This window comes from Aerococcus sp. UMB1112A, assembly GCF_030230715.1.
Lineage (GTDB): Bacteria > Bacillota > Bacilli > Lactobacillales > Aerococcaceae > Aerococcus.
This window is the reverse complement of record NZ_JASPDS010000009.1, coordinates 71,903-83,211: the sequence shown is the minus strand read 5'-3', so window position 1 is coordinate 83,211 and position 11,309 is coordinate 71,903. Positions and strand designations below refer to the sequence as shown.

The 11,309-nt window shown below is 47.0% G+C and carries 16 protein-coding genes, 2 tRNA genes and 2 rRNA genes; 16 read left to right on the top strand and 4 right to left on the bottom strand.

Annotation, left to right across the window (positions count from 1 at the left end):
- The 6 genes from QP860_RS06670 to QP860_RS06645 form a co-directional block, all read left to right on the top strand.
- Positions 1 to 465 (top strand): 23S ribosomal RNA (locus tag QP860_RS06670); the annotation flags it as partial.
- Between the two features lie 84 nt (positions 466 to 549).
- A 5S ribosomal RNA gene (rrf, locus tag QP860_RS06665) occupies positions 550 to 665 on the top strand.
- A 10-nt stretch (positions 666 to 675) separates the two neighbouring features.
- A tRNA-Asn gene (locus tag QP860_RS06660) sits at positions 676 to 749 on the top strand.
- Between the two features lie 17 nt (positions 750 to 766).
- Positions 767 to 839: transfer RNA gene (locus tag QP860_RS06655), tRNA-Thr, on the top strand.
- A gap of 133 nt (positions 840 to 972) precedes the next feature.
- Complete coding sequence (locus QP860_RS06650) at positions 973 to 2,328, top strand: GntP family permease (protein WP_070618148.1); 1,356 nt, start codon at positions 973 to 975, stop codon at positions 2,326 to 2,328.
- 155 nt (positions 2,329 to 2,483) lie between these two features.
- A complete protein-coding gene (locus QP860_RS06645; RefSeq protein ID WP_371440391.1) occupies positions 2,484 to 3,617 on the top strand; it encodes an aminotransferase class I/II-fold pyridoxal phosphate-dependent enzyme in 1,134 nt (377 codons plus the stop codon).
- A gap of 181 nt (positions 3,618 to 3,798) precedes the next feature.
- Here QP860_RS06645 and QP860_RS06640 read toward each other — a convergent pair whose 3' ends face one another.
- Both QP860_RS06640 and QP860_RS06635 read right to left on the bottom strand, forming a co-directional pair.
- A complete protein-coding gene (locus tag QP860_RS06640) occupies positions 3,799 to 3,996 on the bottom strand; it encodes a type II toxin-antitoxin system antitoxin (protein ID WP_070618145.1) in 198 nt (65 codons plus the stop codon).
- A gap of 2 nt (positions 3,997 to 3,998) precedes the next feature.
- Positions 3,999 to 5,024, bottom strand: a complete 1,026-nt coding sequence (locus QP860_RS06635) for an SPFH domain-containing protein (RefSeq protein WP_210382793.1) — start codon at positions 5,022 to 5,024, stop codon at positions 3,999 to 4,001.
- A 261-nt stretch (positions 5,025 to 5,285) separates the two neighbouring features.
- Between QP860_RS06635 and QP860_RS06630 the strand changes: the two genes are divergently transcribed.
- Positions 5,286 to 5,414, top strand: a complete 129-nt coding sequence (locus QP860_RS06630; protein ID WP_256374735.1) for a hypothetical protein — start codon at positions 5,286 to 5,288, stop codon at positions 5,412 to 5,414.
- A gap of 65 nt (positions 5,415 to 5,479) precedes the next feature.
- Here the strand turns inward: QP860_RS06630 and QP860_RS06625 are convergent, their stop codons facing one another.
- On the bottom strand, positions 5,480 to 5,788 hold the full coding sequence (locus QP860_RS06625; RefSeq protein WP_070618142.1) for a hypothetical protein: 309 nt from the start codon (positions 5,786 to 5,788) through the stop codon (positions 5,480 to 5,482).
- Between the two features lie 119 nt (positions 5,789 to 5,907).
- Here QP860_RS06625 and QP860_RS06620 point away from each other — a divergent pair, with 119 nt between their 5' ends.
- The 9 genes from QP860_RS06620 (at position 5,908) to yidD (ending at position 10,823) form a co-directional block, all read left to right on the top strand.
- On the top strand, positions 5,908 to 6,201 hold the full coding sequence (locus tag QP860_RS06620) for a GNAT family N-acetyltransferase (protein WP_070618139.1): 294 nt from the start codon (positions 5,908 to 5,910) through the stop codon (positions 6,199 to 6,201).
- An 86-nt stretch (positions 6,202 to 6,287) separates the two neighbouring features.
- The gene (locus tag QP860_RS06615; protein ID WP_067973799.1) at positions 6,288 to 6,716 is read left to right on the top strand and encodes a universal stress protein; all 429 of its coding nucleotides are present in this window, start codon (positions 6,288 to 6,290) and stop codon (positions 6,714 to 6,716) included.
- A 248-nt stretch (positions 6,717 to 6,964) separates the two neighbouring features.
- A complete protein-coding gene (locus tag QP860_RS06610; protein ID WP_070618136.1) occupies positions 6,965 to 7,861 on the top strand; it encodes a LysR family transcriptional regulator in 897 nt (298 codons plus the stop codon).
- Positions 7,862 to 8,042: 181 nt separating this feature from the next.
- The gene (locus QP860_RS06605) at positions 8,043 to 8,234 is read left to right on the top strand and encodes a hypothetical protein (RefSeq protein WP_070618133.1); all 192 of its coding nucleotides are present in this window, start codon (positions 8,043 to 8,045) and stop codon (positions 8,232 to 8,234) included.
- A gap of 210 nt (positions 8,235 to 8,444) precedes the next feature.
- Positions 8,445 to 9,023, top strand: coding sequence for an alkaline shock response membrane anchor protein AmaP (amaP, locus tag QP860_RS06600; protein WP_070618130.1), 579 nt, complete (start codon positions 8,445 to 8,447; stop codon positions 9,021 to 9,023).
- A gap of 17 nt (positions 9,024 to 9,040) precedes the next feature.
- Positions 9,041 to 9,256, top strand: a complete 216-nt coding sequence (locus QP860_RS06595; RefSeq protein WP_070618126.1) for a DUF2273 domain-containing protein — start codon at positions 9,041 to 9,043, stop codon at positions 9,254 to 9,256.
- A 79-nt stretch (positions 9,257 to 9,335) separates the two neighbouring features.
- Positions 9,336 to 9,785, top strand: coding sequence for an Asp23/Gls24 family envelope stress response protein (locus QP860_RS06590; protein WP_070618123.1), 450 nt, complete (start codon positions 9,336 to 9,338; stop codon positions 9,783 to 9,785).
- Between the two features lie 152 nt (positions 9,786 to 9,937).
- On the top strand, positions 9,938 to 10,519 hold the full coding sequence (locus QP860_RS06585) for a DJ-1 family glyoxalase III (RefSeq protein ID WP_083294346.1): 582 nt from the start codon (positions 9,938 to 9,940) through the stop codon (positions 10,517 to 10,519).
- On the top strand, positions 10,512 to 10,823 hold the full coding sequence (gene yidD, locus QP860_RS06580; protein WP_070618118.1) for a membrane protein insertion efficiency factor YidD: 312 nt from the start codon (positions 10,512 to 10,514) through the stop codon (positions 10,821 to 10,823). The genes QP860_RS06585 and yidD overlap by 8 nt, the downstream gene beginning before the upstream one ends.
- Here yidD and QP860_RS06575 read toward each other — a convergent pair.
- Positions 10,820 to 11,098, bottom strand: a complete 279-nt coding sequence (locus tag QP860_RS06575; protein ID WP_284912404.1) for a hypothetical protein — start codon at positions 11,096 to 11,098, stop codon at positions 10,820 to 10,822. The genes yidD and QP860_RS06575 overlap by 4 nt on opposite strands.
- Between the last annotated feature and the right edge of the window lie 211 nt (positions 11,099 to 11,309).

Sequence of the window (11,309 nt, the reverse complement as noted above, 5' to 3'; positions counted from 1 at the left end):
GCTACCCTGGGGATAACAGGCTTATCTCCCCCAAGAGTTCACATCGACGGGGAGGTTTGGCACCTCGATGTCGGCTCATCGCATCCTGGGGCTGAAGTCGGTCCCAAGGGTTGGGCTGTTCGCCCATTAAAGCGGTACGCGAGCTGGGTTCAGAACGTCGTGAGACAGTTCGGTCCCTATCCGTCGCGGGCGTTGGAAATTTGAGAGGAGCTGTCCTTAGTACGAGAGGACCGGGATGGACGCACCGCTGGTGTACCAGTTGTTCCACCAGGAGCAGAGCTGGGTAGCTATGTGCGGCAGGGATAAGCGCTGAAAGCATCTAAGCGTGAAGCCCCCCTCGAGATGAGATTTCCCATACTTTTAAAGTAGTAAGACCCCTGAGAGATGATCAGGTAGATAGGCTGGAAGTGGAAGTATAGCGATATATGGAGCGGACCAGTACTAATCGGTCGAGGACTTATCCAAAGGATAAGATTGTATGAGTGGTTGGGTAATTACGAGCAGATTCAGTTTTGAGAGAACAAGCTTTTCTCAACTAAATAGAAATTGTGCGGTGGTAATGGCAAGAAGGTCACACCTGTTCCCATGCCGAACACAGCAGTTAAGCTTCTTAGCGCCGAATGTAGTTGGGGGTTGCCCCCTGTGAGACTAGGACGCTGCCGCGCAGTTTATTATTCCGCAATAGCTCAGTTGGTAGTAGCGCTTGACTGTTAATCAAGATGTCGTAGGTTCGAGTCCTACTTGCGGAGTTTTTCTTTTATAGTTTGCTGCAGTAGCTCAGTCGGTAGAGCGTCGCCTTGGTAAGGCGGAGGTCGTGGGTTCAAATCCCATCTGTAGCTTCATTTAAGGGGCCTAGTTCAAACTAGGCCTTTTTTCTTGCTTTATTGGTTAATTTAAGCGGTCATGTTCGCAATTTATTTTTTTATTTGATAGACTAAATTAGAATGTATAACTTAATATAAGGAGATTATTATGGAAATTATTGGATTTATTGGCGTTTTAGCCGCCATCTGTTTGATTATCCTCTTTTCAGCTAAGGGGCTCAATATATTAATTGGGGCTCCTCTAGCGACAATGGTAGTCTTAGTAACGAATCGCATGAATGTATTGGAATGGATGCTCAGACCTGAGCAGTCTTATCTGGCTTCAGTGGGTGATTTCTTTGTCAGTATGTTCGCACTGTTTATCTTGGGGACGATTCTGTCACAGTACATGCAGGATTCCCATGCGACGACTTCGATTGCGCGGACAGTCTTAAAGATTGTGGGCCGGGACAAACCTTTTAATGCCCTCTTTGCTCTCGCTGTTATTGGGCTTTTAATTTCCTATGGGGGGATCAATTCGGTAATTGTTTACTTTGCGATTATCCCAATTGCTCACTCGGTCTTTAAGGAACTGGATATTAACTGGCGCTTGATCTGTATCCCTGTCTTCTTAGGGGTGGCGTCGATTACGATGACCATGCTGCCAGGGACCCCTTCACCAACCAATGTTATCCCAGCAGAAGCTCTGGGTACATCGATGACGGCTGGGAAATTGCTCGGTTTCGGGGCGTCGATTGTAGCCTTTATTTATGGGGTAGTCTATATGAAATTCCGTCTAGATAAGAGCTTGGCCAATGATGAGACTTTCTATTCTTACCTGGAGGATACGGACCAAGAGATGGAAGATCCTGATGAATCTGATCTGGATGAAGAGGAAGTGGCTGAGGAAGATATTCCACCTTTCTTCTTGAGTATCTTGCCGATGTTAGTCTTGATTGCGATTATCTTTATGTTTAGTGAAGTGACTAATATTGTTGTCATTGCCCTCCTAGCGGCTGTTTTACTCTGTGCTATTTTCTTCAGAAAGTATTTGAATTCTTCGGATAAGGAACTCTTGAATGAGGGGGCAGCAGATGCTGTAATGCCAACCCTAGCTATGGGGAGTACGGTGGCATTCGGGACGGTCTTGATTGAATCGACAGGTTTTAACTTCATTGTGACCTTCTTAAACAGTGTTCTTGCCAACCCAGTCTTACGCTTGACTATTGTGTCCGTTGCCTTGGGGGCAATTACTGGTTCTTCTTCAGGGACGGTGGGGATCTTAGTCAATACGATGGCACCAGAGATTATTGCTGAGGGGGTTGACCCTGTTGTCGTTCACCGGATCTCAGGTGTGGCATCTTCAATCTTTGCTCTCCTCCCCCATGCCGGAGCTTACATTACCTTTAGTTCTCTAACGCATCTGCCTCAGAAGTCGACTTATCGTGATTCCTTTGCGATTGTCGGTGGCTGTCATTTCGTTGCTTTAATTACCATGTTAGTGATCACTTACTTCTTTTATTAAAATTAGCCGGCAATCTTTGTCATTGCCTAGCTGCACCCTAGCTTATGTCGCGAGCTGGGGTGTTTTTGATTGTGATCAGGAGGAAAAATGATTGATCGCTTTTGGCGAACATAGGTGTTCTCTTATTAATCGCTTTTAGCTAAGGATTCCATGCTATGATGAATGATAAATATAGAGAACAGGGGCAGATGAATATGAAACATGTTGAAACGATTTTGGCGCAGCTAGGTAACCACAGCGATCCGCGGACGGGGGCGATTAATACGCCGATCTATCTCAGTACGGCTTATGCCCACCCACACTTGGGGGAATCGACGGGCTATGACTATGTGCGCACCGCGAATCCGACTAGAGATGTCTTACAGTCGGGGATTGCAGAGCTCGAAGGGGGCAAATATGGCTTCGCAACGGCTTCAGGGATGGCAGCTATCCAGTTAGTCCTGGAAGGTCTCTTAAAGGCTGGCGACAGGATTGTTACCCTCCAAGATCTCTACGGGGGGTCTTACCGTTACTTCCACCATATGGAAGAATTAGGGATCTATCAATTTGAATACTGTTTGGACCAAGCAGCTTTGGAGACTGCCTTGAAGGAAGAGACGGCCATGGTCTTCATTGAAACACCAACCAATCCGCTGATGGTGGAATTTGATATTGAAGCTATTGCTGAATTGGCCAAGGCAGCCGGTGCGCTCTTAGTGGTCGACAATACCTTCTATACACCGATTATCCAACGGCCTTTAGAGCTTGGAGCAGATGTCGTTGTGCATTCGGCTACTAAATACTTGGCTGGCCACAATGATGTTCTAGCTGGCTTGGTGGTCTGTTCGCGCGACGACCTGGGGGAAAAATTAGACTTCCAATTGAACACAACGGGCTCGACCTTGAGTGTCTTTGATAGTTGGTTGGTAATTCGGGGCTTGAAGACTCTGGCCCTTCGCTTCAAGCAGCATGAGAAGAATGCGCGCGCCATTGTGGACTATCTGAAGGAGGAGCCCCTGGTGACAGCGGTTAATTATCCTGGCCGTGGGGGGATGCTGTCCTTTGCGATTAAAGATACGGACCTAATTAGTGATTTCCTCCAAGCTCTAGATATTATTACCTTTGCGGAGAGCTTGGGTGGGGTGGAGAGTTTGATTACCTATCCTAAGACCCAGACCCATGCGGATATTCCTGAAGAGGTCCGGCTATCTTACGGGTTGACAGATGAAATTTTACGGATTTCGACGGGGATCGAATCTGATGAGGACTTGGTGACTGATTTGAAACAGGCTTTTGATGCTGTACGCTAAATCTTTATAGAAGAAGAAAAAAGGAAGCCAAAGCGATAACTTTGGGCTTCCTTTTTGTGCGTTAAAGGCCTTTTGCCGGTAATGGTTGATGGATAAGCAGCTGGAACTTTGACTATAAGTTCACCTGCAATTCTTACGATATATATGCTGAAATGCTTCGTCATGATAGAAGGCATATTCCCTAGTCAAGCTCAGGTTCGAAGTGGTCGTCCTGGCTTTCAGACACGTACTTGCCATTCTTCTTGTGCTGTTTGACGCAGGCGGTGAGAAGATATTCGATCTGACCATTGATCGAGCGGAAATCATTTTCTGCCCAGGCTGCGAGTTCTTGGTAGAGCTTGTCGGAAATCCGGAGGGGGACTTGTTTCTTCTTAGCCAAGGCTAGTAGAGGCTCCCTGAATTGACAATGGGTGAGACGTCGTTATTTCCGCATAAGACGACGAGGAGGTTGGAGACCATGGCAGCCTTGCGTTCTTCATCGAGTTCGACGACGGACTCTTCTTCTAATTTGGCCAGGGCCATATCGACCATGCCGACTGCGCCGTCCACGATCATGGCGCGGGCATCGATCAGGGCAGAGGCTTGTTGGCGTTGGAGCATGGCAGCTGCGATTTCTGGTGCATAGGAGAGGTGGGTGATCCGGGCTTCCAGGATTTCTAAGCCAGCGAATTCTACCCGGTCTTGGATTTCATCCTTGATGCGCTGGGCCACAATCTCGGAAGACCCGCGTAAGGACCCATCGTCAGGTTCGCCGTCCCCGCTAGTGTCGATAGGAACGCGAGGATTGACGTCATAGGGATACTGGCGGATGATATTGCGCAGGGCAGTATCTGTTTGTAAGGAGAGGTATTCCTTGAAGTTATCGACATTGAAGACCGCCTTGGCCGTGTCACTGACCTTCCAAATAACCGCGACACCAATCTCAACCGGGTTTCCAAGATAGTCATTGATCTTTTGCTTGGAATTGTTGAGGGTCATGACCTTCATTGAGATCTTCTTATCCTGACGATTGAGGTTCAAGCTAATGGCTTCCTTATCTTGGCTGGCCCCGCTTGTTTGTTCGCTCACATCCCCGCTCTGTCCTAGCTTGGTCTGGGCCGCTGGGTTAAAGGCTTGGGCGAAGGGGTTGACATAGTAGAAGCCTGCGCCTTTGAGCGTCCCGTAGTAATGGCCAAAAAGGGTCAGGGCCAGGGCTTCTTGGGGCTTGAGGACCTTGAGACCAAAGAGTAAGATCCAAGCGAAGGCGATATAAGCCAGGGCTAAGCCAATCACTAGGTTGGATCCGGCCTGGTTACCGTCTTGGTTAATGCCCCAGATAAAGGCTAGGACGGCGACCACTAGTAAGACGAAATAGGCGGTCAAGACGACCATGCCCTTCTGCTTGCCGACAAGCACCTTCTCTTCGATCTTATCGCTGTGGTCCAACTGCTGGCCCAGCTGGTCAATTTGGTTCTGGTTCTTCTTCATTTCAACGTCCTCCATTCTATTTGATATCATTATGATATCATTTTTCTTATTAGAAGACAAACAAAGTCAAGTAAAAAAGGCAGTGACAATAATCACAGCCTTTTGATAAGAATTAATGCTCTTGTTTTTCTTGTTATTAGTGTTGGTAACTAGTAATTAAAAATAATTTCTATATCAGCTATTTTGAGCAGGAGTGGAGCTTTGAATTTGATCGTTAGCCATGAACAAGCAAGCGAAGCGAATTTATGGATCGTAGGCGTCAGCCATACGAGCCGTTTGAGTCTCGCTAGGCGAGAGACCTTGGCTCAAGCCGGTGCCATGGCTCTTTAACGATCAAATTCAAAAGCGCAACGGATGCTCACTAGCATAATTTGTTTAAGAACCACATCTTTAGTTTACTCCTGCTGGTAGCGGATAGCAGCTAGTTTGAAGCTTTCATAGCTATCATAGGGGCTATGGGCCGCAATGATGGGGTCCAGCTGGTCGCTGGGCAAATCTTCCATGGCTTCCAGACTGTCCACTCCGACTTGGGCCAGGAGGTCACCCTTGGAGACTAGGTCGGAATGAGCCTGGAGGAAGCTGTTGCTGAAGAGCTGGTCCAGGTCGCTGGCATCCACTGCCTCTTTTGTCTTCTTTTTCTTCTGGGCTAGGTCAAAGCGGTCGCCGAAGCCCTTGAGCTGTGTGATATCGAATTTGAATCCCATGTGATCGACTCCTTTCTTCTAGTATAAGCTCTTCCAAGGCAAAAGCAAAGAGGCAAGGCTCTGACGAGGCAATTGGGCTAAAAGATGTTAGAATAGGACTTAGAAAGGAGCGATGTCGAATGGCTAATGAAATTGTCAAAGAAAACAACGCTTATGTAATTCGTTCAGACGAAGGCGAAAAAATCGCTGAAATTACTTATTCCCCAGCTTCCGAGGATTTTGTGATTGCCGACCATACTTTTGTCGATGAGAGCTTGCGCGGGCAAGGAATTGCGGGTAAGTTGCTGGACCACCTGGTGGCTGAAATGTCCAAAGAAGGCAAGCAAATTAAGGCTCTCTGCCCTTATGTTGTCCGCAAATTCCAGGAAAATCCTGAAAAATATGACGCCATTAACTTCGATAAGAAAAATTAAGCGAAGGGTCTAGAAAGCGCTTGCTTCCCTCTGCTTTTGGGCTATAATTAGGTTAGTAGAAAAAATAGTTCACGGAGGGGATTATAATGAAAGAGATTAAACGTATTCTAGCCCCTGTGGATGGGTCGACACCCGCCAAAGCGGCCTTAGAAGCAGCAGTTGACTTAGCCCAACACCATGGAGCTGATCTGACTATATTGAACGTGATTGATGACTTCGGTGCTTATACGGATGCTAGCGATTATACCAAGCTGAGCGATATCTTATATGACAAGAACCGGATCAAGTTGGAAGAGGATGAAGCTTATGTCAAGTCCCTGGGCTTTGATCGGGCCGAGATTAAGCTGCTCAGAGGTGAAGCCAAGGATGAGATTGTGTCCTATGCTGAGGCCAATGATATCGATCTGATTGTTGTGGGCTCAACCGGTAAAGGCAGCATTCGTCGGGCCCTCTTAGGCTCTGTGTCATCCTATATTGTCCGCCATGCCCACTGTGATGTCCTCGTGGTGCGCTAATCAGGAACTTTTGGAATTTCGATAAGCAGTGTTCGCTTTTAGGTGTCAGTGATTCGGTCCAAGGATTAAAATGACCGCTTAGAAGCTTGTTTTGATAAGCTTTCGGCCCTTTTTTGGGAACTCGTTAAATGAAGGAATAAGTGATGAAAATAGGGACTCCGAGATTGGGGTCCCTATTTTCTTCTTGCGCAAGTGCGCTTATTTTTGTATAGTAAGTGATGATAAGAAGAGAGGCGAGGGGTGCGACAATGAATTTTCATAAATTAAAGTATGTTGTAGTGGCAGCAGATAGTGGGTCCTTCCGGGAGGCTGCCCGCCGCCTGTACATGGCTCAATCCAGTCTATCCACTGCGATTAAAGAATTAGAAGAAGAATACCAGATCCAGATCTTTGAGCGGACCAAGCGGGGGATTTATATCACACCGGAAGGGAGCGAATTCCTCTCCTATGCCCGGGACATCCTCTCCCAAGTGGATGTCTTGGAGAAACGCTACCTGGAGCCAACGGGCAAGCAGATTTTCTCGGTGTCGGGCCAGCACTATGACTTTGCCTCCGAGGCCTTCTCCCAGCTGATTGCGGAATCGGACACCTCGCAGACAGACTTCCGTTTGCTGGAAACCTCAACCAAGGAAGTCCTCCACGATGTGCGGTCAGCCTACAGCGAATTGGGCATTCTCTACATGAATCCCAATAACCAGAAAGTCATCCAGCAATACCTGAACCGCCATGAGCTGGACTTTGTGGAGTTGGGTGAATTCTCAGTCCATATCTTTGTGGGCCATGACCACCCCCTAGCTGACCGAGACAGTGTGAGCTTGGAAGACCTGGAGCCCTATCCCTCCCTTGGCTTTGAGCAGAAGGAGAGCAATACCCTGCAATTCTCGGAAGAGGTGGTTGAAGGGGACAAGAAGGACCAGCAGCAAATTATGGTGTCTGACCGCGGCAGCTCCATCAATGTCCTGGTCAATACCGATGCCTATCTGATTGGCTCAGGGATCCTGAGCTCCCCCTTCAAGACCATGATGCGGACCATCCCTGTCCGCGACCAAGAACCCAACCATATCGGCTATATCCACGCCAGCTACCGCAAGCAGTCGGACCTGGCCAAGCGCTATATCGAGCTCTTGACGGCTATGGTGGATTAATCGTATCAGTCAAGTGATGACCCCAAAACTTGGATGGAGTTTTGGGGGGCTATTTCAATGGTGGTCTATTTCTTGCCTCCTATTAAATGATAGGATAGCTTGGCAACTAATAGCCGCTAGATTCAAATCATTTGAAAGCGATTAAAAGACCTGTTAGGATGAGGATAAGAGGAGTGGTCAAATGAGAAAGAAAGCTATATATTCACCCTTTGTCTTAATCCTTGATGTTGGTCTACTTGTTTTCTGGATTGTTTTGCAGGTTTACCTAGGCTATACCTGGAAAGAAGCTATATTCTCTGGATCAACTTGGCTGTTCTTTCTGGCTGTTCTAACTTATGTTTTTAGTTTTATTAGGTATCACAAAGGTAAATAATTAATTCTGATTTTAAGCTAGTGATAGGAGACTGGGACAAGAGTTCCAGTCTCTTTTTTATCAGACATTTTCCTGCTTTTAAGCGAATAGACGCTTTAGATCCCAAAAAATACCCTTTTTGCAAGCGTATAATTTGCTTATTGTGTCTTGTATCCGCTAAAATGAAGGTATTAAGAAAGCAATATTTTGTTTCAGAGTGGAGGGATCTCAATGGGAGGCTTTCGTCGTTTTATCCAGATTGTCGTTACATTAATTTTTATTTTGGCCCTAGTTGCCGCCATTTCCTTGTTCTACCCAATTCCTTACCTATCCGCCTTCGCGATTAGTTACCTAGTTGGAAATTGGACCCTACGTTTGGTCGTGGCCGTGATTTTAGGTCTACTCTTGGTATACTGCGTCTTCCTATTCTTCAGAGCGCTATTTGTTGCCAGTAAGCACCGGAGAATGGTGATGGATGCGTCGCGCGGGGATATGAATGTATCCAAGCAAGCTATCGAAGCAACAGCTTTGAGTGCAGTCAAGCATGTGGGGAATATCTACTATCCAGATGCCAAGGTGACCATCTACGATAAACCTGAGGATACAGAAATCGATATCCAAGTGAGTGTTGGTGAGATGGATAATGTGCCAATGCTCGGTCAATTGATCCAAGAGCGCGTTCAAGCAGCCGTACAGCGGACCTTGCACCTCGATGTGCACCGGATTGATGTCAAGATTAACCAAGTGAGCCCGGCAGAGAGTCGTCAAGCCAAGCACTTGACCCGGCCAGCGCAACCACGTGTTAGATAGTCAGGAGGAGTCAAATTATGGATAATGAACAAGTAAAGAAAGTTTGGGACCAATACAGTGGTCGGATTATTGGTGCAGTACTCGGCTTTATTTTTGCCCTCTTATGGATGAGCATTGGCTTCGCTGAGAGCTTGCTGATTTTTGTGGTGATGGGGGCTGCCTACTGTGTGGGCGCTTACTTCGACGGAGAATTAGACCTTAACGCTTGGTTAAAATTCTTCAATATCAAGTGATATTGGTTTCATTCTGAAGAAATATTTGTTAAAGTGAAGATAGCACTAAAGTAATAGTATAAGTAAAGGAGAGTTATTAATGTCTGAACAAGTTCAACATGAAAATGAATTAACCTATGAAGATAAAGTCATCCAAAAAATTGCTAACTATGCCGTACAAAACATTGATGGTATCTTAGAATTAAAAGGTGGCATGACTTCAGGTATCAAAGGTTTCTTCTCAGATAACGGGGAAGATGAAACTCGTGGCGTAAGTGCTGAAGTTGGTAAGAAAGAAGTAGCTCTCGACCTTGAAGTGGTTGGGGAGTTCGGTAAGGACTTACAAAAAGCCTTTAAAGATACCATTAAAGTTGTCAGCGAAAACGTTGAACATATGACTGGTTTGAAGGTTGTTGAAGTTAACATGCATGTTAACGAAGTCTACACCAAGAGCGACTATGAAAAGAATAAGAGCGATAAGGAACGTGAACAAGAAGCGCGTCGCCGCAAAGAAGCAAGCGACTACTCTGGCTCTTCACGCGTTCAATAAACATGATATAGAAGAGCAGGTGAGCTGCTCAGTAGAGAAGCTAGGACAAGTCGCCTGGCTTCTTTTTGTTTGATGAAGAAGACTGCAATAGCCTCGCTTCACAAAATTTGATGAAAGTCCTATAATTAAGTTAAGTAAAGGAGGAATCTATGATGCGTGCAATGATTTTACTTGGAAGTGGTTATGAAGAAGTGGAAGCTCTAACTGTGGTGGACTGGTTCCGCCGGGCTGGGCTCGCAATTGATATGGTTTCTGTGTCGGACGAACTGGAGACGGTGGGAGACCACCAGATTCACATCCAAGCGGACAAGCGTCTGGCTGACGTTGACCCCAGTCTCTATGACTTGATCGTTACGCCAGGGGGGATGCCTGCTTCGAAACAGTTAGCTGGAGACCAGGCTGTCCTTGATTTAGTTCAAAGCCACCATCAAGCTGGGAAGTGGCTGGCTTCCATCTGTGCCTCTCCGCTGATCTTGGAAGCTGCAGGAATTGCGGCAGAAGCTGTGGGAACCTGCTATCCAGGGATTGAAGAGACTGTTCACTTTAAAGACCATAAGGAAGACTTAGTGGTCGTCGATGAAGACGCTAAGTTGATGACTTCGAGGGGACCTGCGACGGCGACTTACTTTGCCCTCAAGCTCGTGGAACGTTTTGCCGGTGAAGAGGCTGCTAATGATTTGAAGCAGGCCCTACTCCTCGACCAAGTGGAAGCGAGTCAGGCTGGCCATGCTTAAGGCCCTCTTCCAAGCCCCCGTTCGCTTCTACCGGGCCTATATTTCGCCTTTATTTCCTGCCACTTGCCGCTACTATCCCTCTTGTTCGGCTTATATGCTGCGAGCCCTGGATAAGCACGGGGCTTTGAAGGGAACTTTAATGGGGCTGGGCCGGATTTGCCGCTGCCATCCTTTCATTAAGGGCGGCTTTGACCCGGTACCTGACCACTTCACCCTCCGTCGCAACCGGGAGGAGATTTCGGAGGCTGAGCGGGCTCTCTTGATCCAGGCTAAGGCAGAAGAAATGAGCGACCAAGAGCTTTAGAAAATCCTAGTATTTTTTTCAAAAAGGGCTAAGGAAAAATTCACACTTAATTCACAGGGGACCCTTATAGTATAAACATACCCAACAAACCCAAATAAACTTTTCTTCATATCTTTCTCCTCCAAATTGAAAGATAGCGAAAGAGGCTGAGCTGTGGAAAGGCCAGCCTTTTTCTTTTTTCCTAGGGTGTGAGCAAAGGCGGTTAGAAAGGGATGACTGGAGGCAAAAGGAATAAGAGCGGCTCTCAGCCGATCGTTTCCTTTTGCTGAAGTCACTCCCTTTCTGCCTTTGCGAACCCGACTAGGGTGTGAGAGCGCGCGGTTAGAAATAGACCTCTGGAGCCAAAAAACAGAGAAGTCTGGAAGACTTCGGCGGATTTTGGTGAAGAGAAACTATTTCTGCTAGCCTGAGCCTGACTACAGGGTGTAAGCAGTTGCCTCTAAACATTTAAGGATCAGCTTCAAAAGCGTAAGAGATGCTCACTCA

What these genes read in the sequence shown, in the direction of transcription:
- QP860_RS06585 (WP_083294346.1), top strand. Translation starts at nt 9,938, where the DNA reads ATGCGTGCAATGATTTTACTTGGAAGTGGTTATGAAGAAGTGGAAGCT.
- QP860_RS06595 (WP_070618126.1), top strand. Translation starts at nt 9,041, where the DNA reads ATGGATAATGAACAAGTAAAGAAAGTTTGGGACCAATACAGTGGTCGG.
- amaP (WP_070618130.1), top strand. Translation starts at nt 8,445, where the DNA reads ATGGGAGGCTTTCGTCGTTTTATCCAGATTGTCGTTACATTAATTTTT.
- QP860_RS06605 (WP_070618133.1), top strand. Translation starts at nt 8,043, where the DNA reads ATGAGAAAGAAAGCTATATATTCACCCTTTGTCTTAATCCTTGATGTT.
- QP860_RS06610 (WP_070618136.1), top strand. Translation starts at nt 6,965, where the DNA reads ATGAATTTTCATAAATTAAAGTATGTTGTAGTGGCAGCAGATAGTGGG.
- QP860_RS06620 (WP_070618139.1), top strand. Translation starts at nt 5,908, where the DNA reads ATGGCTAATGAAATTGTCAAAGAAAACAACGCTTATGTAATTCGTTCA.
- QP860_RS06590 (WP_070618123.1), top strand. Translation starts at nt 9,336, where the DNA reads ATGTCTGAACAAGTTCAACATGAAAATGAATTAACCTATGAAGATAAA.
- QP860_RS06645 (WP_371440391.1), top strand. Translation starts at nt 2,484, where the DNA reads ATGATGAATGATAAATATAGAGAACAGGGGCAGATGAATATGAAACAT.
- QP860_RS06625 (WP_070618142.1), bottom strand. Translation starts at nt 5,788, where the DNA reads ATGGGATTCAAATTCGATATCACACAGCTCAAGGGCTTCGGCGACCGC.
- QP860_RS06615 (WP_067973799.1), top strand. Translation starts at nt 6,288, where the DNA reads ATGAAAGAGATTAAACGTATTCTAGCCCCTGTGGATGGGTCGACACCC.
- QP860_RS06650 (WP_070618148.1), top strand. Translation starts at nt 973, where the DNA reads ATGGAAATTATTGGATTTATTGGCGTTTTAGCCGCCATCTGTTTGATT.
- yidD (WP_070618118.1), top strand. Translation starts at nt 10,512, where the DNA reads ATGCTTAAGGCCCTCTTCCAAGCCCCCGTTCGCTTCTACCGGGCCTAT.